Source organism: Planctomycetota bacterium, from assembly GCA_016125255.1.
GTDB lineage: Bacteria > Planctomycetota > Phycisphaerae > Phycisphaerales > Zrk34 > RI-421.
In genome coordinates this window covers 134,801-156,466 of the sequence record WGMD01000014.1, presented here as the reverse complement: position 1 = coordinate 156,466, position 21,666 = coordinate 134,801, and the positions used below count along the sequence as shown (strand labels likewise).

The 21,666-nt window shown below is 60.8% G+C and carries 15 protein-coding genes and 1 tRNA gene; 7 read left to right on the top strand and 9 right to left on the bottom strand.

Going from position 1 to position 21,666, the window contains the following annotated elements; translation table 11 throughout:
- Window positions 1–133 precede the first annotated feature (133 nt).
- From GC162_12690 to GC162_12675, 4 genes are all read left to right on the top strand, one after another.
- The gene (locus tag GC162_12690) at window positions 134–1,390 is read left to right on the top strand and encodes a hypothetical protein (GenBank protein ID MBI1369496.1); all 1,257 of its coding nucleotides are present in this window, start codon (window positions 134–136) and stop codon (window positions 1,388–1,390) included.
- Between the two features lie 232 nt (window positions 1,391–1,622).
- Window positions 1,623–2,327 carry a hypothetical protein gene (locus GC162_12685; GenBank protein MBI1369495.1) on the top strand — a complete coding sequence of 235 codons (705 nt, stop codon included), beginning with the start codon at window positions 1,623–1,625 and terminating at the stop codon, window positions 2,325–2,327.
- A 6-nt stretch (window positions 2,328–2,333) separates the two neighbouring features.
- Window positions 2,334–3,239, top strand: coding sequence for a prepilin-type N-terminal cleavage/methylation domain-containing protein (locus GC162_12680; protein ID MBI1369494.1), 906 nt, complete (start codon window positions 2,334–2,336; stop codon window positions 3,237–3,239).
- An 81-nt stretch (window positions 3,240–3,320) separates the two neighbouring features.
- A complete protein-coding gene (locus GC162_12675; protein MBI1369493.1) occupies window positions 3,321–4,748 on the top strand; it encodes a glycoside hydrolase family 29 in 1,428 nt (475 codons plus the stop codon).
- Window positions 4,749–4,769: 21 nt separating this feature from the next.
- Here the strand turns inward: GC162_12675 and GC162_12670 are convergent, their stop codons facing one another.
- Together GC162_12670 and GC162_12665 are read right to left on the bottom strand one after the other, a co-directional pair.
- On the bottom strand, window positions 4,770–7,334 hold the full coding sequence (locus GC162_12670) for a hypothetical protein (protein MBI1369492.1): 2,565 nt from the start codon (window positions 7,332–7,334) through the stop codon (window positions 4,770–4,772).
- Between the two features lie 20 nt (window positions 7,335–7,354).
- Window positions 7,355–8,440, bottom strand: a complete 1,086-nt coding sequence (locus GC162_12665) for a LacI family DNA-binding transcriptional regulator (protein MBI1369491.1) — start codon at window positions 8,438–8,440, stop codon at window positions 7,355–7,357.
- Window positions 8,441–8,657: 217 nt separating this feature from the next.
- Here GC162_12665 and GC162_12660 point away from each other — a divergent pair, with 217 nt between their 5' ends.
- Both GC162_12660 and GC162_12655 read left to right on the top strand, forming a co-directional pair.
- Window positions 8,658–10,049: a hypothetical protein gene (locus GC162_12660; GenBank protein MBI1369490.1), complete on the top strand. Its 1,392-nt coding sequence runs from the start codon at window positions 8,658–8,660 to the stop codon at window positions 10,047–10,049.
- Between the two features lie 340 nt (window positions 10,050–10,389).
- On the top strand, window positions 10,390–10,866 hold the full coding sequence (locus GC162_12655; GenBank protein ID MBI1369489.1) for a hypothetical protein: 477 nt from the start codon (window positions 10,390–10,392) through the stop codon (window positions 10,864–10,866).
- 207 nt (window positions 10,867–11,073) lie between these two features.
- Here the strand turns inward: GC162_12655 and GC162_12650 are convergent.
- The 6 genes from GC162_12650 to GC162_12625 form a co-directional block, all read right to left on the bottom strand.
- Window positions 11,074–11,147 (bottom strand) — tRNA-Arg (locus GC162_12650).
- Between the two features lie 81 nt (window positions 11,148–11,228).
- Window positions 11,229–11,666 carry a hypothetical protein gene (locus tag GC162_12645; protein MBI1369488.1) on the bottom strand — a complete coding sequence of 146 codons (438 nt, stop codon included), beginning with the start codon at window positions 11,664–11,666 and terminating at the stop codon, window positions 11,229–11,231.
- A gap of 205 nt (window positions 11,667–11,871) precedes the next feature.
- Window positions 11,872–12,699: a hypothetical protein gene (locus GC162_12640; GenBank protein MBI1369487.1), complete on the bottom strand. Its 828-nt coding sequence runs from the start codon at window positions 12,697–12,699 to the stop codon at window positions 11,872–11,874.
- Window positions 12,666–13,934 carry a hypothetical protein gene (locus tag GC162_12635; GenBank protein MBI1369486.1) on the bottom strand — a complete coding sequence of 423 codons (1,269 nt, stop codon included), beginning with the start codon at window positions 13,932–13,934 and terminating at the stop codon, window positions 12,666–12,668. The genes GC162_12640 and GC162_12635 overlap by 34 nt, the downstream gene beginning before the upstream one ends.
- Window positions 13,935–14,266: 332 nt before the next feature.
- The gene (locus GC162_12630) at window positions 14,267–14,956 is read right to left on the bottom strand and encodes a hypothetical protein (GenBank protein MBI1369485.1); all 690 of its coding nucleotides are present in this window, start codon (window positions 14,954–14,956) and stop codon (window positions 14,267–14,269) included.
- Window positions 14,957–15,479: 523 nt separating this feature from the next.
- Window positions 15,480–16,145, bottom strand: coding sequence for a hypothetical protein (locus GC162_12625; GenBank protein MBI1369484.1), 666 nt, complete (start codon window positions 16,143–16,145; stop codon window positions 15,480–15,482).
- Between the two features lie 280 nt (window positions 16,146–16,425).
- On the opposite strand from GC162_12625, the gene bioA reads away from it, so the two are divergent.
- A complete protein-coding gene (gene bioA, locus GC162_12620) occupies window positions 16,426–17,796 on the top strand; it encodes an adenosylmethionine--8-amino-7-oxononanoate transaminase (GenBank protein ID MBI1369483.1) in 1,371 nt (456 codons plus the stop codon).
- Here bioA and GC162_12615 read toward each other — a convergent pair.
- The gene (locus GC162_12615; protein MBI1369482.1) at window positions 17,768–21,664 is read right to left on the bottom strand and encodes a hypothetical protein; all 3,897 of its coding nucleotides are present in this window, start codon (window positions 21,662–21,664) and stop codon (window positions 17,768–17,770) included. The genes bioA and GC162_12615 overlap by 29 nt on opposite strands.
- Window positions 21,665–21,666 lie beyond the last annotated feature (2 nt).

Sequence of the window (21,666 nt, the reverse complement as noted above, 5' to 3'; positions counted from 1 at the left end):
GGCGATCAAATCCCGAATCTTCTGGCCCGTTCGCACGCTCGGTGGTACTCTCTGACTCATGGGGTGGCTCCTTGTGGGTTGTTGGTCCAACCGATAGGGTCCACCCCTTCTCAATTTACAGCAAGTTTAGGACATGACCGATCGCATGGCGCTCGCGATTCTGGCGGACGGTCGGCAGTTGGCGATTTATCAGCGGATGGTTCAGGTGCATGCGGCGCTGACTTGGTCGCATCGCTGGACAGCGGAGAAGTCGAAGTACGTCATGAATGTGCAAACCCTCCATCATCGCGCGGCGGGGCGGCACGTCGCAGTGGCGACGGTGATTGCGGCGACATTGTTGCTCGCGGCGGGACTTTGGTGGAGCACGGGGTCGGGCAGACCGATCGGCGGTGTGCCGGTCGCGGGAACGACGCCGGGCGTGGCAACGCTGACGGACTTTTCCAAAGACGCGGCATTTGCCGGAGGGGAGAGGCAGCTCGGCGACGCTCTGCCATCCGGCGAGCTTTTTCTGCGATCTGGCCAGGCGCAGATCATGTTCGAATCCACAGCGGTGGTCGATTTTTCGGGTCCGTGTCGATTCGAGATGACCGGGCCCAATCGAGGGCGGCTGGCGTCGGGGTCAATGCAGGCGTATGTGCCGCAGCGGGCGCATGGGTTCACGCTCGAACTGCCCGGCGGATACCAAGTCGTCGACCTCGGCACACGGTTTAACGTGCTGACGGGCGCGAGCGGCAATGTGAAGCTCAACATCGACGAAGGCGCGGTCGAGTTCCGTCAGCCCGCATCGGATACTCCGGGGCAGCCGCCCATGACGCTGCATGCCGGTCAGTCTTTGCAACTGATCGATGGCATGGTGAACGTGTCGCAGCCGGAGAATCTGCTGATCGACGGCGATTTCGAGCGGCTCGCACTGGGCGAAGCGGAGGGTTGGGTGAGCGATGGGAACAGGGCGACGCTCTGGTACGACGAACCGCTGTGGGGTTCCCGCTGCGTGCGCTTGCTGCCGAAGGAGTCGCAGTCGCAGGGTTTTGTCAATGTTTATCAGTGGGTGACCGGCATCAAGCCGGGTGAACGCCTGCGATTCACCGGTCATGTCCGTACGGACGCGAACAATCCCCTGCACGCCCGTCAGCAGGTTATCCTGCGGCTGAACTATTACGAAGGACCGCAGCATCATCTGCATTCGACCATGAGCCAGGCGCTGACGCCGACCTCGCCGAACGGGGCATATCAAACGTTGAGCGTGGCCGCGATCGCGCCGCCGATTGCGGACCGGGTGCAGGCGGTGGTGGTGATGATTGTCGATCCGCGCGATCCGACGCCCGCGCCGGCTTATGTCGACGATTTGCGTCTGTACCGCGACGAGATTTCGAAGGAGCCGCCCCAATGACGCCGCACACGACCGGCGGCGGCGTTCAAACCGACTTTGGAGCGACCCTTTGGTCACGCTCTATGTGCGTCACCCGCCTTCATCGAAAACTCATCCGAGCGGTGGAATCCGTCCGGTGGAGCTGGATAAATGTTCTCACCTGTGGCGCCGCGGTGAAGCCCTTCACCGGGTCGCAGCCCAACGGAGATTCGTCGTCAGTCCTGATTCATGCCCCCATTCGAAGGAGTAAATCGTGAAAGATTTCAAGACATCATGCGTCATCGCCATGCTGGCGATCTCACTGACCGCCGCGACAAGTCGGGCCGCCACGGTGTTCATTGACTGGAGTTCCGCCGCGGCCGTGAGCAATCCCGACGCGAACGGCAACTACTGGAATTCGATCGGGACCGGCACCAGCGGGGTGACGCAGAACAACCTGCTCTCCTCGACGGGTGTCGCTACCTCGTGGAATGTGAGCGTTGGAATCGTCGGTACGAGCGCCATGGGTTTCAGCGGCTCCGGCGCGGGTTTGACCGGGCGGCCCGCCCCGTTCAACGTGACCAACGCGACGACGGACGGCATCTTCGCCAACCGAATCACCGCGACGGCGACGATTACATTCACCGGTCTGACGCCGAATGCGAACTACAGCCTCTCACTGGTCGGCGGCCGAGTCAGCAGCGGTGACGACGGCGCGATCGCCGTCATCACCGGCACGGGCTCCGGCGGCACACTGAAAAATGACGGAACGCTGCTGAACCTCTCCATCGTCGCCGATGCGAGCGGCACGATCGCGTTCACCTTCAAAGAAGCCGGGGCGATTGAATCCTCTCCCGCCAACATCGCCGCCAACTTTAACGCCATGAGCATCACCGCCGCCCCCGTGAGCATCCCGCTTCCGGCCGCGATGCCCGCCGGACTCGCGCTGCTGTCGCTGCTGGCAGTGCGGCGCCGGTGATCGTTGATGGCCGATCTTCGATTTACGATTCGAGAACCGATGCGAACGCAACGTCGTGAACAATCTGTTTTGGACCCTCGAAGATCGCGCGCGTTCACGCTCATCGAACTGCTTGTCGTCGTCACGATCATTACGCTGCTCGTGGCGATCCTGGTGCCTTCGATGCGCTTGGCGCGTGACGCCACCCGCATTGTCGTCTGCACTTCCAACCAGCGTCAGATCGCCGTCGGCGCCCTGAGCTACGCCGCCGACAATGCCGCGCATCTGATGATCTCCAAGGAGACGTCGTTTTACACCAGCGGGCGCGACCCCGTCCTCATCGGCACGGACACGAACACAACCGCCGGCGATTGGAACGTGTACCGGATTCAGCCGTATCTCAATGGCTTTGATCTGACAACGCATCAGGCCCGCGGCGTGTTTCTGTGCCCCGGCGTCGATGCGGACTTCTATGCGTGGTTCGCTCAGACGCACTGGCAGACATGGGCCTCCACCGCGAAATTCACGCAGCTCTGCTATGGCTATTACGCCGGGGTCGATCGCTGGAAATCCGGTGAAGCTCGCAACGATGCGGATCGTCAGATTTGTCTGACAACTCCGGGCGGGGCCGATCGTCTGCTTGTCAGTGATGCGTTGTTTCCGGACACCAACGGCGTGCAGTACTTTCGATACAACCACGGGCTGAACGGTTGGTCGTTCAGCTACCCGCCCGTCGTCACTCAGTATGGTCAATCTCTGGGCTGCGTCTATGACCGCGCTCCGCCCTCGATCAGCGGCCTTGTCCAGGCGTTCGGCGACGGCTCAGCCCGATGGAAAGACGCCTCGCAGATCAAGACCGATCAGATGTATAACCCCGCCTCCTATACCGATGGCTGGGTCAATCGCGGCGGGTCATCCCCCGCTTATTACTAATCGACGAATCCCTCCCGCCGCTCCCCGTACGAAGCCTTCGCCTCACCCCGTTCATTTACTCCCCCCATATTGGAGACTTTGATGTTTCAACCGACGCGCCGTCAGATGCTTCACGTTGCCTCCGCCGCTGCGGCGCTGCCGTTGCTCGCTTCGACCGCGATCCGATCCGCCGTTCGCGCCGCGGCGCCGCTGCCGGCGAAACGGCCCGTCCCCACGCCCGCGCAGCTTCGCTGGCAGGACTGCGAATTCGGCGTGATCTGTCACCTGGACATGCCCATCGTCGCCGCGCATCCCGTGCCGACGAATAACCTCACGAAAAAGACCTACGACCCGCAACTTTACAACCCCGCGCAACTCGACACCGATCAATGGGTCGCCGCCGCCAAAGCCGCCGGCGCGAAGTACGCCGTCTTCACCGCCACGCACTTCAACGGCTTCATGCAATGGCAATCCGATGCGTATCCCTACGGGCTCAAACAGGCCGCGTGGCGAAACGGCAAAGGCGACATCGTCGGCGACTTCGTCGAGTCCTGCCATAAGGCCGACATCCTGCCCGGCATTTACATGTCGACCAACAACAATGCGTACCAGACCGTCTGGCGTCATTTCGTCAAATGGGGCAAAGGCAAAAGCACGCCCGAGCAGGCGGCGTACAACCGCATCGCCGAGCAGCAGGTGACCGAGCTTTGCTCGCGCTACGGCAAGCTGATTCAGATCTGGTTCGACTCCGCGACGATGACCCCGAAGCAGGACGGCGCGGATGTGTTGCCGATCTTCGAGAAACATCAGCCCGACAGCGTCTTCTACGCCAGTCAGCAGCGGGCAGATCACCGCTGGATCGGCAACGAAGACGCCGTAGCGGGCGATCCCTGCTGGGCGACGATGCCCGGGTTCGACTGCGGCCCGGTCGGACATGGCAGCAACGGCTGGCGAAAGTATCTCGCTGGCGGCGACCCCGATGGCACGTACTGGTCACCGGGCATGGCCGACACCGTTCTGCGAGGCCGCGGCGTGCACGATTGGCTCTGGACCGGCGGTCACGAGAATAACCTGGTCTCCGTCGATCAACTCATGCGAATGTACGACACCTCCGTCGGACGAAACTGTAATTTCCTCCTCGGCCTCGTCATCGATCCGACCGGCCTCGTGCCCGCGGCCGACGTCGCCCGCATGGAGGAATTCGGCAAGGCGCTCCGCAATCGCTTCTCCAATCCCGCCGGCCAAACCTCCGGCTCCGGCAACAATGTCACCCTTCGATTCGACGCCCCGCGCACCATCGACCAGATCGTCCTGCAGGAGGACATCGCCCGAGGCGAGCGCGTCCGCAAGTACACCGTCGAAGTCCACACCGGCGCCGATCAATGGACGCAACTGTTCGACGCCCAGTCGATCGGTCACAAACGCATCGTCCGTTTCGACCCCGTCGAAGCCGCCGCCGTCCGCCTGACCGTCAGCGCGTCCGTCGCCGAACCGATCATCAAGAACTTCGCCGCCTATGGCGTTGCGTAACGATCGGCTTTTATTATTTGGTCATTGAGGCATTGCGTCGAAGACGAGAACCTCGAACGGTTCGAGCGTCAGGGTCTGCTTCACGCCGGCGTCGAGCTTGAGCGTCTGCACACGCTGATCCGCATAGGGCGAGGTGAGCGTGTAGTGCCGACCGGCTCCTGCGGGAAGCTCGAAGACTGTCGCCGCGTCGAGTGTGATCGACTGCGGCTGATCATCGGGATTGCGGATCATCAGTGTGCCCTTGCGCGGCGACCATGCGGCGTAGCCGTACGCCTCCACCCTCAGCGGATCGCCGCCGAACCAGTGCGCATCACGCAGCACATCCGCATTGGCGTGCGCCCATTTGGCCGCCTCGGCGACATGGTCCCATGCTTCGGGTGTCATCATCGACGGCGTCAGATACAGCTCCTGAAGCGACGTGCCGTTGGCGAAAAACGCGCGGGCGTCATGCTTGAGGTGCGGCCCGGCCTCGGCGACGCTCGCGCCCTGAAGATGCCGTCCCAGAACGATCCCGTGATGCATCACCGAGTTGAGCGGATACAGCGGTGACTTCTCGACAAACAACTGATGACAGTAACCGTCACGATAGGTGAGCCATCGCTCGCGGATATCGCCCTTGCCGACCCACCAGCCGACGTCCGAGCTGTCATTGCGCCACGTGCAGTCGATATGATTAAGCCAGAACGGCGAGGGCCACGTGCCGACCGTGACGTTGATGAAAAGTTCCGGATTCACTTTCCGCAGCGCCTGCGCCACGCCCAATAGCGCCATAAAATGCGGACTCACGCCGTCACCGGCCTTGTCCCATTTGAAGATGTTCACGCCGTCTTGGCGCATCAACTCAATGCATCGCTCCTCGAACCATTTGCGGTAGCCCGGCTGAGCGAGGTCCAGCGCGCTGTCGGATGGGATCAGCCCCATCTTGCGGGCCCATTCGGTGCGCTCCTTGCGCCCGTTGTACCCGCCCAACGGCGAGATCCAGATGCCCATGCGGGCGCCGGATTCGGCCATCTTCCGGCTGACGCTTTGAAAACCGCCGGGAAATGCCCGCTTGTTTTCAATCCAGAAGCCCTTGCTCGCATCGTCCCAGCCGTCGTCGATGAGGTATGACATGACCGGCACGCCGCGCCCTTCGACCAGTTCCTTGTTGTACTGCTGCACGACGTCGAGGAGCTTTTCCTCGTTGGGGGAGGAGCCCATGTCGTACCACGAATTGTAGTGCAGGAACGGGCTGGTCGGTCGCGCCCGCTCGCGTTCGATGTAACACAGGAAGGCGCGGCGAAGTTGACCCTCCGGCGCGACGCCGGCGACCTGGCCGAAAGTGTACGACTGCTCGGACGTGAGTGTCAGACTACACGTGAAGCCGATGCGCGTCCGGATGGGATTGACGGCATTCTGCGCGCCGGGCATTTCGACGCCGAAGAACAGACTGTTGTGCGCCGCGGCGACAGGGCAGCCGGGGCACCGGCCCACGGTATATCCGTCCGGCACGCGCACATCGCACAGCTCGACGCCGGTGAGCGGAACGCTCGGCTTCGTCGTCGAGAATGTGACGATCTGACGGATGTAGTTGGAGCCGTCGCGCAGCTCGGCGCGCCAATGGGCGTCGATGCCGCGATCGCTGGTGAATGTCGCCTCGATGGCCATCCCGCCGATGCGGTCAGCGATCCGCCCCCCGTCGGGTGCGGGCTCAATCCGACTCACCACCGGCGGGGCGGTGAGCCGAAACTTCGCGGGGGACGCATCATCGGCGAGATAGCCGCTGAGCTTGGCGCCGTGAATCTTCTGCCCCTTCGCGGTTTCGACGTTGAATGACGTCGCCTTGTCGCGGCGGCCGATGAGTACGAATCGCTTGCCATCCTCCCAGATCAGCGCCAGGGCCGGTCCCCACGTTTGTCCCTGATCCGTGCCCTTGTCGATGCGGCAGGAAATCATCCGGGCGCCGGCGGGAAACGGATACTCCTTGATCTTCGCCTCATGGGCCCGGGCGCTGATCACAAACGGATCGCGCGGCAACGCGCCGACCTCGGGCGCGACGGCCAGCTCGCTGATGGTGGATTCGCCGCTGTCGCCCAGTCCGCCGCGGTGATTGACCGGCATGGCCAGTACGTCCATTTTGCCGATGCGAACGAGCCGCGGCTCGCCGGGGTAGTCGGCCCGCGGAAACGAGGTGATCTGCGTCCATGTCAGGCCGTCCTGCGACGCCAGCACAAACACCTCGTCCGCATCGAGTTGAATCGCCACATACGCCGCGCCCGACGGACCGGCTTCCTGCGGCTGCGTCGCCACACTGAACAGCCGCGCCCCCGTCTGATCGAATGACGCCTGCGTGAGCTTGTTGACCCATGTCAGCGGCGTCAACGCCACGCCGCTGACTCGCCATGATGCGGCGAGCACGGCGTTCTGGAGCGTCAGCACATCGCCGCTCGTCCGGCATTGAGCCGCGCCGGGTGGTGGACCGGGAAACGCGACACCGAGATCAGAAGTCGCAGCCCGGTCGGTCGGCGCCGCCTGAACGAGGCGTGCTTCTGGTCCCATCGCCCACGCGATCGCCATTGCCATGAGTCCGATGAAAATACGTCTCATCACTTGGTTTCCTTTGCGGTCTACGCCGATTCGCGGACGATCAGCGTTTGAGGGATCACGAGTCGTTGGGCGGACATCTCACGGTCGGGCTTGTCGATCTGATCGACGATGAGTCGGACGGCGTGGCCGGCGAGCTGATCGAGACCCAGGTGGATCGTGGTCAGTGTTGGGTCGGAAAACACGCCCCACACGTCATGTCCCCATCCGACGACCGCGACGTCCTGTCCGGGTCGGATGCCGCGCCGTCGCAGCGCGCTGATGAAGGACGCCGCGCCGCTGTCGCTGTCGGCGATCACGGCGTCGGCTCTGCGCCGCATGACCAACTTCTCAACCAGATCATCGAAGCGCGGCGAGCCCGGCGGCCAGCCCTTGGTTTCGACGCAGATCGACTTGGCGTTGAAGGTCAATCCAAGTTTGTCGAACGCGCGCTGCATGCCGTCACGCCGCAGGCAGTTGACCTGAAGCTCCATGTCCTCGAGCACCTGCACGATCCGCCGCCTACCCGTTCGATGCAGGTGTTCGACCGCCTGCTCGATTCCGCCGGCATAATCGCTCAGAACGCGGTGGGCGCGCCGAATGCCCGGATCGCCCATCAGCGATACCACACGGGACGCCGGAGCAAAGGCCCGCTTCGCCACGTTCCATATCGCGTCGTCGGCGTGGGCCATGTAGATCACCCCGTCGATCCCGCGGGCGCTGCATTCTTCAACATAATCACGCAGCGATTCGCCCCGCCCATTGGTCTGCGAGCTGATCACGCGATACCCGTGCTCATCGGCGACTTTGTTGAGCCAGGACAATACGCGGACCGGCATGGATTCGAACCAGTCGTGACCGACCACGCCGATGATCCGGCTCGGTCGACCGGAGAGTTGCTGCGCCGCGATGTTGGGTCGGAAGTTCATCTTCCGCGCAATGTCGCGCACCCGCTTGGCGGTCTCCTTCGCCACGCGCACGCGTCCGCCCCCGGCCCCGGTCAGCACCGCGGCCACCGCCATCGGCGACACCTTGGCCGCTCGGGCGATGTCCGCCAATCGGGGACGCGAGGAGGAGGAAGCCATTGTCGTTGTCAGCTTTCTGAAAACCGATGTTGATTCGAGAAACATTCGTAACGCTGGTTGCCCGCTCGCCTCATGGGACCGGGCCGCCGCCGTGCATGCGAGCGGACGTCATCATCACGATCAGGTTCCATCAAAACGACGACGCGTCGGTCTGGCTATCGCAATGGAAAATGCCTATAGTTTAATTTAACGCTATATCATACACTGAGGATTGAAAAACATAAAGCGTCCGCGGCAGATTTTTGGGAGGCGTTCGCGGCGAATGAATGATGCGAGCGATGCGCGGCATCGTGGGGGCGACTTCGCCTTGGCCTTGAATAGGCGGCTGATTTTGGCAAAGGATAGATTCCATATGAAAAAGCTCTCTGGTTGGTTCGCTGTGTTGTGGGTCGCGGTGTTCGTCTCCATCGCGCGCGGCGCGGAGGACGCCTCATCGCAGGAGAAGCCGGCGCCGCCGCCGCTGCCTGCGGTGTTATTGCCGTGTCTGCAGAACCCCACGCAGACGGGTATGACGATCTGCTTCTACACTCAGAACGCCGCTCATGTTCGTGTGGTCTGGGGCGAGGCCGAGGGCAATCAGATGCAGGAGGCGCCTGCCGTTGCCGCCGTGATTCCGCATTCGCCATGGACCATCTGGAAAGTCAGGCTCGATGGCCTCAAGCCCAGGACGCGCTATCAATACCACGTCGCCTATCAGTTCGCCGGCAAGCCCGAAGTCGTCACCGACACGTACCGCTTCACGCCGTTGCCCGACGCAAAAGATCCCGTGCGCTTCGCGATGTTCAATGATGTGCATAACCATCGCGAGACGCTCGAGGCCTTGATGAGTCACGTGAAGCCCGAGGATTACGATTTTTCGCTTTTGCTGGGCGACATGTGGACCGACCCGTCCCAGTGGCAGGATGCGGACAAGGTTTTTCGTTCGCTCAAGGATTACATCGAACTGCTCAACGCCTCGGAAAAACCGCTCGTCTTCGTCCGAGGCAACCACGAAACACGCGGCAGCTTCAAGAACTACATGGGCTACCTCTTTGACTTGCCCAATCTCGATCCCACGAAAGAACTGGCGGATCAACGATGGAACTTTACGCTCCATGCCGGACCCATCTGGTTCGTCGCCCTGGACACCGGCGAAGACGACGACGACATCACGCCCGACGACAACTACCGAAAGCCCAAGCTCTGGCAGGCATATCGCAAAACCCAGGCGGCCTGGCTCCAGAACCTCGTCCGGGAGCACGCTTACGGCGACGCCCCTTGGCGCGTGATTGTCACCCACATTCCGCTCTACAACAACATTCGCTGGTACTCCCCATCGTCGCTGCGCGATTGGGACCCCGCGCTGCGAGAAGCGAAAATGGACCTGGAACTCGCGGGCCACGATCACTCCTGGAAGCAGCTCGCCAAAGACAAACCCTACACGTTCAAAATACCCACGCTCGACAAACAAGAGGAGACGATCACCCTCACGCCGCCCTGGCCCGTCGTCATCGGCGGCGGCCCGGCCATGAGCGAAGGAACCGTCGGCCTCGCCATCGTCGACGCCACAAAGCTCAACATCCGCTTGCTTTCCTCCAAAGATGGCCGCGAACTCACGCGCCTAAGCTTGGAGAAGTCCGCCACGCGGACACCCCACTCGGGCGTGTCGCGTTAGGCCGCCGGGCACAGGTGCGACACAAGCGGAGGATGTTACAGCTTGGAGTTCCCAGCTAACCACCGTTCTCCATGAACAAGAAAGTGGTGCCACAAACTATCACCACGTACGAATGCTCGCGACAGGCCAAGCAAATCCCAGATCGCGCAGCTGTATCTCCAATTTCAAAAAAGCGGCAGTCAGATTTCAGAATGCCGCATAATGCGAACACTTATACCCTATACTGGCAGACGAGGCGCGTAGAGGGTGCGAATGGGCGCATCTGGGCGTATTTCGGTGAAATTCAAGGCCATCTATTACGACTTAAACTTACGCTATTTGCGCCATTAGCCGCTGGAACATGGTGTTCTATTTTGAGGATGTTTGTCCAGTGGTCAATGGAAAGAAAAAGCCAAAGGCTGATCCGCACTACATCCTTGATGCGAATGACTACCGCCGAAGCTATCGACACCTGCTAAGGACGCCCTATCAGATTCTCAGGGCCATGCCTGATCACAATCGTCTTTACCTCGATCATCCGCTCGATGTCCACGGCGAAACGATCGAGCAGACGATCAGCAAGCTCTATCTGATGCGGTTGAAGCCTGTGCGTGCAGTGGTCGATCGTCTCTACATTGACAGGGAGACAGGCAAACCCAAGAGGGGACTCTTCAACAAAAAGCAAAATGCCAAGCCGGGCGATCTACGGAATCGACTGCCTGTCAGATTGCGTCAATTGCAAAAGACTTATGACGTCGCTGGGATCTCGGAGTCACAACTGCTCGAACTCCTTGGAACTGAGTTTTCAAGTTGGAATCCCGACGGCTCGGGTTCGTAAGACGGGGCGAGCGAAATCAAGAATCTCGGAGATCGTAGAGGCGTGTCACTGCGAAACGAACGGCATTGACCACAGAGTGCAGATGGCGCGGTTCACAACCAATACTGACGCGCCCATTCGCGCCCTATACGCGCCTGGATGCGCCCAAGGCGATTTTTTCTTGATTTGCCCATTCCGCTAACCGCTGCGAACACAACGCTTAAACAATGCACCCGGCGGGATTCGAACCTGCGACCTGAGCTTTAGGAAAGCCCTGCTCTATCCAACTGAGCTACGGGTGCTAACTGTTCTATGGCATAGCTTTACCACTTGTGCCTGTTGCGTCAACCCCAGCGGTTGCGTCACAAGTTGCGTCACTTTGACTAAACAAGGGCCGTGTCGTTGCCCGTGTGATGTCGGTGGGGGTGGGTCAATCCCTTCACGACAGTCCCGGCCTTTGCGAGCTTACCAGCCAGCCCGACAGCTTTGAATGCTGCACCAGTTGCACCGAACCCTATGGCGAACTGTGTGATTCCCGATGTGAGGTCGCCGACAAACGTCTTAGGCTTCCACGAATCGTTGAAGTCCACCTCGCCGAACTCCGACGCATCGGAGCCAGTGGCGTAGTCGTAAGCGTCGATCCCTAGGTTAGCCACGTCACCGGCGAGATTCACAGCCGACTCAGCGAAGCCAAGTCCCCCGTGGACGACGCCCCGTCCTGCATCACGAACGTAGTCGAGGAACGACGGGTCTTCGTTGGCGAGGATGGGCGAAGGGTCAGCATTTTGAATCCGATCAAAATCCGCTTGTGATAAAACCATGTTGCTACCTCCGTAGCGAAGTGTTTGTGGTGAGTGATGTTGATGGCGACGGGTTGAAGCATCCCCATATCGTGAACCTTCAAGGCATCGCGGTAGTCCATCGTCACCGGCCCATCAGCATCGGGCACGTTGAAGAACATCACCGTGTTTCCCTTGAGGGCGTAACTGATAGGCGGAGGTGACGTTGATGCCTCATGGGGTGAACTCATGGCGATGACTCCGCGTCAGGATCGTCAAGCGGCTTACGCATCGCCTCGCCGAGTTCCCATTGTTGACGATGACGTATGTCTACATGCTTCGCCAAGCCGCTGAGGAACACACCAAACTTCGCTCTCAACGCAGTCCCTAAGCTGAACAGAGCCGGGCGCCCCGGTCGCTTCGGTTTGGTGGTGTACCCCTTCGCGGTCTTGCCCCGAATGATCCGCTTGCGATACGGGCGGGAATTGAAAATCGTCTCCGCCAAGACGTGAGTGAGAGCCGCGTCATCCGGTAGGGAACGGGGATGGGCATGGGAGTAGAGCCATACGCCCGCAATCCGATCAACGGCTTCCCTTGCGGTCAGTCCGTCAGCGACAACGCGGCGGACGTGATGCCCAACCACGGACCATGTGTTGCGGGGGAATCGTTGAGTCCGCAAGTTGGAAGCTCCAGCTTGGGCCGCGAAGGTCTCCGGCTCAGTGAGGAACAACTCCATCGCGGTGAGCGCGGCTTCAACTTGTGGGGTCTCCGCAAATTGATCGAGGATCGTCCCCGCATGTTCTCGATATGGCTGAATCTTGGAATCGTGTGTGTACTGAGCCGTGGCGGTTCCATTACGACGAACCTTCTGCACGCACGCTCTACATCGTGAGTAGGTCCAGTTGCGGTGGTTCGTGCATCCCGGAGTCGAACATCGTCTTTGTCGGTTCGCCGCCGCACGTCGCTTGAGGGCGTCATAGGGAATGGGCATATCGCTCCCCTTTTCGTTGGTGGTTGAATGGTGGTAATGGCGGGTGAAGATCAATCGTTTGGGCTGTACACGACAGATCGACATTCAAGAGACCATCCGGGTGTCATCGCCGGGACGGCTTCAAGCCTTGCGTGTTCCCATCGGGCTGACACTCCAAGTTCTTGCTTCAATTGTTGGGACGATATCTTGCCCCGCCCCCGCGTCTTCGGATCGTTGAGGTAACATGCGATGCGTTGAGCCAGCTTGTGAATCTTCCCATCAGACGGTCGCTGCCGTGGCGTTCGCCGCTTCCGGCCTACGGGTTCCCACGGCACTATCTTCACATTCGGCATGACATCCCGAAGGGTCTCTATGGTCTTGGGACGAGAATAAATGATCCACGCCTTCATCGGATGAGCCTTCCCGTTTGTCGTCTTGCGGCAAGCTCCACGGGACATCGCCTGATACATGGCGTGGCAGGCTTCCGACTGGACGAGTTCGTCAAGTTCACCCCTAGCGAATCGCCGGGTTATGTTGTCCGCTTGGCCGATGCACCGTGCAGCGACCGTGTGATGGGGCAAGTGCAGGACGCCTGCAAGGATGACGTTGCGACATTGAGCGTATTCATTGGTTGACTCGTGTTGTCCCCATCCAGAGAAGCTAATGCGGTGTGATCCATCCGGTAGCTGTTCATCGGGGTCGATCCCGCAACGACGCATATGACGACTCAGGATGTCTATGTAATCCACGTTCCTGTCCGAAGGTCTCCGCTTGAACACATGGAGCAATACGGCTTCATTGCCGGGGATACTCTTGATGACATCGACAATTGCATTGACGACTTGCCGCTGCCCTTGAAAGCCTTTCCACATCGCCCCCCGTCCACCGGCTCTTTGCCAATGATGAATGGTCACATCGCGGTAATCTTTGATACGGGCGAAGAGGACCGGACATGCCATAGCGGCGGGGATGTGTTGCTCCGCGTCCAAGACTGTCGGGTCTTCCTTACACAAGCGGCGGATCGGGCGGGACGCGTCCAGCACGATGATATTCTTCAATTCACCCGGCACAACAATGTCATAATGCAACACACCGCCTTGATGATCGGGGATGACTCTAAGCGCGGCGGGAGCCAGTGCGGTGACTTCGCTCCGCGTTCCTTTCCAACTGCGGTCGAAGGTACGGTTCTTCAACGTCTCCATATCGACTGAGCCGGGCGGTTGCATGTCAATGTTTGGCGGTAATCCTTCTTCCAGACGCCGCTTTGTTTCACCCTCCCACGCCTCCGCCGCCTCTCTTGTCGGGAAGGATCGACGAACACGCTGTCCCTTGAACGACAAGCCCACTTCGTAAGATGCCCCTCTTGGTTATACTGACATGACGTTGACCCCTTCGCCTTGCCGCGACTGAAAGTAATCACGATTCCACCGATGCCGATCATCCGTCCGTCAGTAATCTTCCGGGTCTCAAACCACCGCCCGTCTGGCTCTCTTGCGGGGAGGCCACACAGCCCCCGCCACTGAATCCACAACTCCGATTGGCCCACATTGAGGGACAAACCAATGCGGTCAATCTCGACTTCATACCACCGACAACGAATCAGCATGACGATACCCCTTGTGTTGGGGACTGTGATGAATAGTCACCGGAACATCCGGCAACCGATGAAGGCTCACTTGATGCCTTCGCGTTTGGCGATGTTGTAGACGACGCTATCCGACCAGGGCTTACCCGTCCGTGTTGGACATCCCTCAGCGGTCAGCGTCTTGGCAATCGTGCGGAACCCCATGCGTTCCCCTCCCCGTGGCTTGCGGCGTAGCTCCCTTATCCGCTCTATGGTCGCCCGTTCCGCCTCAGTCTCCCCGAAGGGCTTGCGGCCTTCGCATCGTTCCCCCGCTCTACGCTTCCGCTCACGAGCCGCCCTTAGCTTCTGGACAATCACGCTCTTTTCAAACTGAGCCACAGCCCCCAAGACCTGTCGGATGAGGACACGGGTAGGGTCATCGTCCCCCACGGTCAAGTCCGTCCCTCCGTCTGCCGCGATGACTGTCACCCCCAACTTGCGGAACTCTGCAAGAATGACCTCACTGACCATCAGGTCACGCGCCAAGCGATCCGCCCGCTCCACGACCACAGTCCGAACCCCATTGCCCCGGATGGCTAGGAACAGGTCCGACAGCCCCGGACGATCAAAGCCATCCTTCGTCCCGCTGATCCCCTCATCACGAAACTCACAAGCGACTTCGCAAGAGTGACCCTTAGCCCACTTGGCGACGGCCTCCCGCTGACGGGGGAACCCGTCCCCATCCACTTGACCTTTGCCGCTGACCCTAAGATACGCGAATGTCTTGTTGCTGCTCATGGGCTGTTGACCCCTTGTTTTGAAGGGCAAAGAACAGATACGTGTTGTTGATTCTGTAGAATTAAGAATACACAGTCAAACCGGGTTGTCAAGTTTGGTTCCTGAAATTGTCGGGAGGGCCGTCTCTGAGTCATCGTCCCGAAGCCCAGAGCCGACCACGAGCGGGAACGCTGGAGCCAAGCCGTATGGTCAGACCCCCGCAGAGAGGGAGACCATTGAACGCATCCGTGAGCTACGCCGCAAGCCCCGTGGTGGGGAGCGTGTGGGGTTCCCGACCATCGCCTCCACGTTGAACGCTGAGGGCCGACAGACCCGCATGGGCAAGCCGTGGGCTGACCGGGTGGTGCATCGCATCGCCAAACGTGAGGGGATCGCTTGACCGCGAGGTGATCCCGCCAGACGGAGCCTTCTAACGTGCCCGCCCACGCACGCGGGAGCGCCCGCAAAATGAGCGGGGAGGGGAGGGGGGAACCGCTTTCATTCGATAGCGATATACCGTCTCGAAAATATCCGTCGCAAAAAATCAGTGCGACAACTGTACAAGACGCTGGCTAACTGCGTCCGTCACCCACGTCACCATTTCACAGAATTCCCGCTCGACCTTCGTCTTGAGTTCGGGACTGGGCTGTGGATGAGACAAACTCATTCTGGCCAATTCTTCTACGGATACTCCTGCATTGCTGGCCTTGTTGATGGCTTCTACGTTCAAGCCGAGAGGTTGCTTGCCGACGCCCGGTTGAAACTGTGACAATATCGGGTAGATGACTATCCACCCCGCGAGTTGCTCCGCATTTCTGCAAACGCCGATCCATAGTTGACAGCACTTGACGATGTGGTCCTTCGGATGAGGAAGGATTGCCACGTCATAGATGGCGATGGGAGAGATGTTCTCAACGCAGGACGCGAAGTCACACGCCACCCGGTTCGCTGTGCGGATCGCTTCGACCATTGCGGAATCGGAGTCGGACGTTGGCGTATCTTTGTCCTTTCGCATGACATCGAAGTACACCTTCAACAGAATAAGCCCTACACCGATCCCGACCAACCCCATCAAACTGCCCTTCGTCTCCGGCGTTCCGTTGAGTTCTTTTACGCCGATGTAGATCAAGCCCACCGACAACGGGATAAGCATGAGGCTTACAAAGAAGAACCCAAAGTAATCCTTGTCCGGCTTCGACTGGTGCGACATACCAAGCCCCCGTTGAGTTGCGTCAGAGTTGCGTCACATTGACCCCAAAAACAGTCCGACATGAGTTCCCCGGCAGTCCGGCCCTAAACACCTAAGCCATTATCGTGCCTTCGTTAACCATTGTAATTACGAAGGTTGAAAAACACAGTGACCGAATTAGGAAAGCCCTGCTCTATCCAACTGAGCTACGGGTGCGACGCGAGCATCATAGCTTGTTTGCCGGGCGGTGTGCGGCGTTCGGCGGGAAGCGGCGGGGGGGCGGAGCGGGTACGCTGGGGGGATGGATGAAGCACGAATCAGGCAACTGGCGGCGATGGACCATGCGCATGTGTGGCATCCGTTCACGCCCATGCGGCAGTGGCGGGAGGCGGAGCCCCTGATCATCGAGCGCGGGGAGGGCGCATATCTGATCGACGCTCGGGGCCATCGCTACATCGACGGCGTGTCGTCGCTGTGGTGCAACGTGCATGGTCACGCGGTGCCGGAGATCGACGCGGCGATCCGCGCGCAACTCGACCGCATTGCGCATTCGACGATGCTCGGTCTCACGCACGAGCCGGGCATCGAATTGGCGGCGAAGCTCTGCGCGATCGCGCCGGGTTCGCTTAGCAAGGTGTTCTACTCCGACGCCGGGGCGACGGCGACGGAAGTGGCGTTCAAGATGGCGGTCGGGTACTGGCATCATCGCGGCGAGCCGGAGCGGCATACGTTCATCGCGCTCGATGGGGCGTATCACGGCGACACGGTCGGCGCGATGTCGATCGGGTACAGCGATCTGTTTCATCGGCCGTATCGGTCGATGGTGTTTCGCACGGAGTTCGTTCCGCCCGGCGAAGCGGGGGCGATGGCGGCGAAGCTCGATGAACTGGGCGGGCGATGCGCGGGCGTGACGATCGAGCCGATGGTGCAGGGGGCGGCGGGGATGGTCATGCATGACGCGGCGTATCTGCGCGCCGTCGCGACCTTGTGCCGGGAAGCGGGCGTACTGCTGATTGCGGACGAAGTGGCGACCGGGTTCGGGCGGACGGGGACAATGTTCGCCTGCGAGCACGGGCCGATCGAACCCGATCTGATGTGCCTGGGCAAGGGTTTGAGCGGGGGCTACCTGCCGTTGGCGGCGACGCTGTGCACCGATGAAATCGCCGCGGCGTTCGAGGGCGAGCTGCACGAATTCAAGACGTTCTACCACGGTCACACCTTCACCGGCAACCCGCTGGGCTGCGCGGCGGCGCTGGCGTCCATCGCGCTCCTGGAGAAGCGCGATCTGATTCGCGAAGTGCGGCGGAAGGCCAAATTGCTCGGCGAATGGCTAGCGCCTCTGGCGAAGAGCGCGGGGGTCAAGGAAGTGAGGCAGTGTGGGATGATGGTGGGCATCGAACTTTGCGATCAAGCGCCGCCCGCTGCCCATGCCGCGGAAGCGGGGGGAAGCGCGCTTGGGGATTTCGGCGAGTCGGCGAATCGTTATGCCAGGCGGATCGGATATGAGGTGTGCGACATGGCGCGTCAGCGCGGCGTGATCATTCGGCCGCTGGGTAATGTCATCGTGCTGATGCCGCCGCTGGCGATCAATGATGCGGCCCTGCGCACGCTGGTGGATGTCGCCGCCGACTGCATCGCCGCGGTCAAGGATTCTCGATCCAGCGGACGCTGAAGCTGACGTTTTTCAGATCGCTGTAGTCGCCGGGCGGATTGCCGTTGAAAAGATCCTGCGCCTGAAGCGAATTGACCGCGCGGTCGTAAATCGCCAGGTACGAGAGCTTGCCGGTCCATGACTTGTTGGACGTATATTCGTTGGCGAGCACGAACGGCATGGTCTGGTCCCATGTATCAAGCGTGCCGGTGCGCGTGAGGGTCTTGTCAAGCGCGCCGTTGCGATAGACGCGAATCGCCGACTGGTCGTAGGCGATGACCACATGCTCGGCGCCGTTGGCGGTCAGCACGTTGCCGGAGGTGACGGCGGGGGTGCCGTCGTTGCCCGAATTGGATGTGCGGAGCTTGAAGTCGTAGGCCTTGTTGGACTGGCCGAAGGTGAAGTTGCGGTTGGTCGCGGTGTTGCCGTAGGACACGATCGCCGCGGGGCCGGACTGGTTGTCGACGGCGGGCGTGTAGATCAGATCGAGCGTCATCTCATCGGAGGCGCTCAATTCGGTCTTGAGTTTCGTCGCGGCGCCGGGGGAGTAAATGCGCGTGGCGCTGTTGACGGAAAGACCGCCGCCGGTGATCCACGAGATTTTCGACGTGTCCTCGATCCAGAGATTCAGCGGCGTGCCGAATCCGCCCACATCACTGACGATGTATCCGGCCGAACTCGTCGTGCCCAGCGACTGCTGCTGGTAGAGCTTGCTGACCTGCGTGGCGTCGAGGGCCTGATCGTACATGCGGATATCGTCGAGATAGCCCTGGAAATAGTTGGCCTGGGGCGAGGCGGTGCCGGTCGTCGACGAGGCGGTGGAAGCGCCGAAGACGAGCGGCTCCGCGTTGCCGGTGCCGCCGGCGCTCGTGTTGAGTCCGCCGGTCCATGCGTTGCTCGCCACCAGTGAACCGTTCAGATACAGCTTCATTCCCTGCGGGCCGAAGGTCAGCGCGGCGTGGTACCAGGTGTTGGTCGAAAGCACGTTGCCGCTCGCGGCGGTGTAGGTCGAGGTGGTGCTTTCGAGCTTGGCTTTGATGGCCGAGCCCTCGGTGTAGATGAGCATCCCGCCGCCCTGGTTGTAGTTGGACGCATCCTTGGACACGAGGCCGCGGATCGAACTGAGCGAGGAGCTTTTGAAACGGAAGGCGATCGTGCCGGTGTCGAGGCGCATCGAGTCGTGATGTGCGACTTTGATGTAGTCATTCGTGCCGTCGAACTGCACGGCCTTGTTGATGAAGCCGGTCTGCCCGGCGACGGGACCATTGGTCAGCACGCCCGGCGAGGACGCGACGTCGTCGATCGCCGAGGTCATGTTGGCCCCATTGGCCGTCGTGTCCAGGTCCATGTGGAATCGGCCGTCGCTGAGCGTCATCGTTTTGCCGGTGAATCCGCCGTAGAAATGGCACTGATTGCGGATGGTCAGATCGCCGCTGGGATTGCGGGCCAGGCCGTAGCATTCGCCGCTATTATCGAGCGTGATCGTCTTGTTGGTACCGAGCATGTAGATGTCCAGGCGGGTCGGGTCGGCGCCATTGACGTTGAGCTTGCCGTTGAGAATCAGGTCGTTTTTGATGTAGAGATTCAGATGCGAGCCGGAGGCGATACGGATTTCCGCGCCGGCGTCGATGTTCAATTCCTGATTGAGCAGGATGGTGACGTTGCCGCTGATCGTCAGGACGGACGAACCGCTGAGGGTCATCTTGTTGTAGTAGTGATTGGAATTGAGCGTCGCGGTGGAAGAGCCGGAGAGGGAATAGTTGCCTTCATGCGATCCGTTGAAGGGCGATCCGGTCGGCGCGGTGGTGCTGGGGATGGTGACGGCGGAGGACAGCACGCCGCGCGTGCCTGTGATGTTGGCGCCGCTGGAGACGCTGAAGCCGGAGGTGACGTTGCCGCCGGGTCCGATGTAGGCGTCGCCCTGCACGACGGAGCTTTGAGACATGGTGATCGCGCCGGAACTGGTCGAGTTGACGGTCAGCGCGGCGTTGGGCGTGGCGGACTCGGCGTTGTACGCGCCGGCTGTCGAGTGATAGCTGTTGACGACCGTCCACGGACCGGACGCGGTGAAGCTCTGTGACAGCGACAGGCCCGGCATCGCCGCCGACCCCGGCTCGTCGAGCTTCCAATAGTGAATCAGAACCGGATCGTATCGCACTTCCTTGAAGTCATATTTGGCGATGAGCCGCGGCAGCGGACCCGCCTCGTCCGGCTCGCCCAGATCGTAGAGATACTTGACCTCCGCGGAGTTGAGCCCGACGTTGTAAATCCGCAGGTCATCCATCTGACCCTTGAAGTGGTCGCCGCTCGGCGCGGTGTTGTGCTTGGTGCCGATGTAGAGCGGCGTGTTGGTCGTGGCGATCGAACCGCTGGCGCTCTTGGACGCCACTTCCACGCCGTTGAAATAGATCTTCATCTGCGACCCGTTGTACGTCGCCGCAAGATGGATCCACTTCGCGGTATCGGGATAGCCGACGGTCAGCGTCCCCACGCCGGTCAGGTCGAACTTGAACTCGCCCCATTCCGAGAGGAAGCGGTACTGGTCATCGTTGGTGCCCTTCTGCAAAATGCGCGGGTTGCCGCCGGCCCAGTTGCTGCTCTTGACCCAGACGGAAAAGGAAATCTGCGACGTCGGATTGAGCGCCGGGGCGTTGTCGACCTGTACATAGTCGTTGACGCCGTCGAAATTGATCGAGCCGTTGATCGTGCCGCTGGTGGGCGTGTAGGTCGGACCATTGACGAGCGCGCCGGTGTTGTTGTTGCCGCTGGAGTCGGCGGCGGTCAATCCGCCGGTTTCGTCGAACGTGTAATGCGCGACCGGCGGGGGCGGCACCATCGGCTTCGTCGCCCAGAGAATCGACCGCTGCATCAGCGTCTTGCCATTGTCATTGAGCACCGCCGGATCGAAATTGCTCTCGCCCCACGGCAGCATCACGCGCCGTCCCGGCGACGCCACGCCGTTCTGATTGATCTTGCCCGCATCGAGCGCGGCGATCGTGATCTGGCTGTTGTTGGTGCGCGTGCCCAGAATGATCAGGTCCGCCGGCTGCGAGCCCGACAGCCGCGTCACCTTGTACTTGCTCGTCGAAATCGTCATGTCACCCACCGCAAACACGCTCGTGATGTCATGCGTGTTGTTGGTGATCTTTACGCTGTCGGCGTTGTTATTGTTGGCTGAACTGGAAATGCCCAGATCGTCAATCAGATCGCTGCATTCATCGACGATGCCGATCGGCGCATTGACGATCTTGCTCGCCACTGTACTTGCGCTTACTGTCGACGAGACATACATCGCCACTGAATCCGCCATGGCGGCCGTGAATTCCCCCGCCGCCGCGTCGTCGGAAATCGGCACGACCTTCCATCCGAAACCCTCCATCAACGCCTTTTTCGCCGCGTCGTACGTGCCGAGGTTGTTGGCGTCATCGACGACGAACATCACCGTCTTGCCGCCGCTGGAGGCGGGCGTCACGACGTTGGTAAGCGTGTGCGACACGCCGTTGAATCGGCCGACGACGGTGACTTTTACGGGGTCGGTGTTGTCATCGTTGAAGCTGCCGTCGCCGCCGTGCTCGTCGCCGTCGTTGACGGTGATCGAGTACGTTCCGCCGCCGAAGGAGGCGTTCGTGACCCACACGCCGTCCGTGTGCTCCGTGCGCCAGTCGTCGCTGGAGCCGATGTACGAAGTCGCCATCGCCATCGCCGACTCGGCGATCGCGCGGGCCTGATCGTGCGATTCGAGATTCTGCGAGACGCTCAGTGTCGTGCTCTGCGAGCTGACGAAGCCCAGCGAGAGGATCATCGCGGCGGCGACGGCGATGAGCACCAGCAGCATGGCGATGCCTTGCCGGCGGACGGCGGGAGGTCGTGAGGTCTGTGTCGTGTTCATGT

Bases quoted from the DNA above. Each gene is read 5' to 3' on its own strand.
- GC162_12690 (MBI1369496.1), top strand. From the start codon at position 134: ATGACCGATCGCATGGCGCTCGCGATTCTGGCGGACGGTCGGCAGTTG.
- GC162_12680 (MBI1369494.1), top strand. From the start codon at position 2,334: ATGGCCGATCTTCGATTTACGATTCGAGAACCGATGCGAACGCAACGT.
- GC162_12675 (MBI1369493.1), top strand. From the start codon at position 3,321: ATGTTTCAACCGACGCGCCGTCAGATGCTTCACGTTGCCTCCGCCGCT.
- GC162_12670 (MBI1369492.1), bottom strand. From the start codon at position 7,334: ATGAGACGTATTTTCATCGGACTCATGGCAATGGCGATCGCGTGGGCG.
- GC162_12665 (MBI1369491.1), bottom strand. From the start codon at position 8,440: ATGTTTCTCGAATCAACATCGGTTTTCAGAAAGCTGACAACGACAATG.
- GC162_12660 (MBI1369490.1), top strand. From the start codon at position 8,658: ATGAATGATGCGAGCGATGCGCGGCATCGTGGGGGCGACTTCGCCTTG.
- GC162_12655 (MBI1369489.1), top strand. From the start codon at position 10,390: ATGGTGTTCTATTTTGAGGATGTTTGTCCAGTGGTCAATGGAAAGAAA.
- GC162_12645 (MBI1369488.1), bottom strand. From the start codon at position 11,666: ATGGTTTTATCACAAGCGGATTTTGATCGGATTCAAAATGCTGACCCT.
- GC162_12640 (MBI1369487.1), bottom strand. From the start codon at position 12,699: ATGTCGATCTGTCGTGTACAGCCCAAACGATTGATCTTCACCCGCCAT.
- GC162_12630 (MBI1369485.1), bottom strand. From the start codon at position 14,956: ATGAGCAGCAACAAGACATTCGCGTATCTTAGGGTCAGCGGCAAAGGT.
- GC162_12625 (MBI1369484.1), bottom strand. From the start codon at position 16,145: ATGTCGCACCAGTCGAAGCCGGACAAGGATTACTTTGGGTTCTTCTTT.
- bioA (MBI1369483.1), top strand. From the start codon at position 16,426: ATGGATGAAGCACGAATCAGGCAACTGGCGGCGATGGACCATGCGCAT.
- GC162_12615 (MBI1369482.1), bottom strand. From the start codon at position 21,664: ATGAACACGACACAGACCTCACGACCTCCCGCCGTCCGCCGGCAAGGC.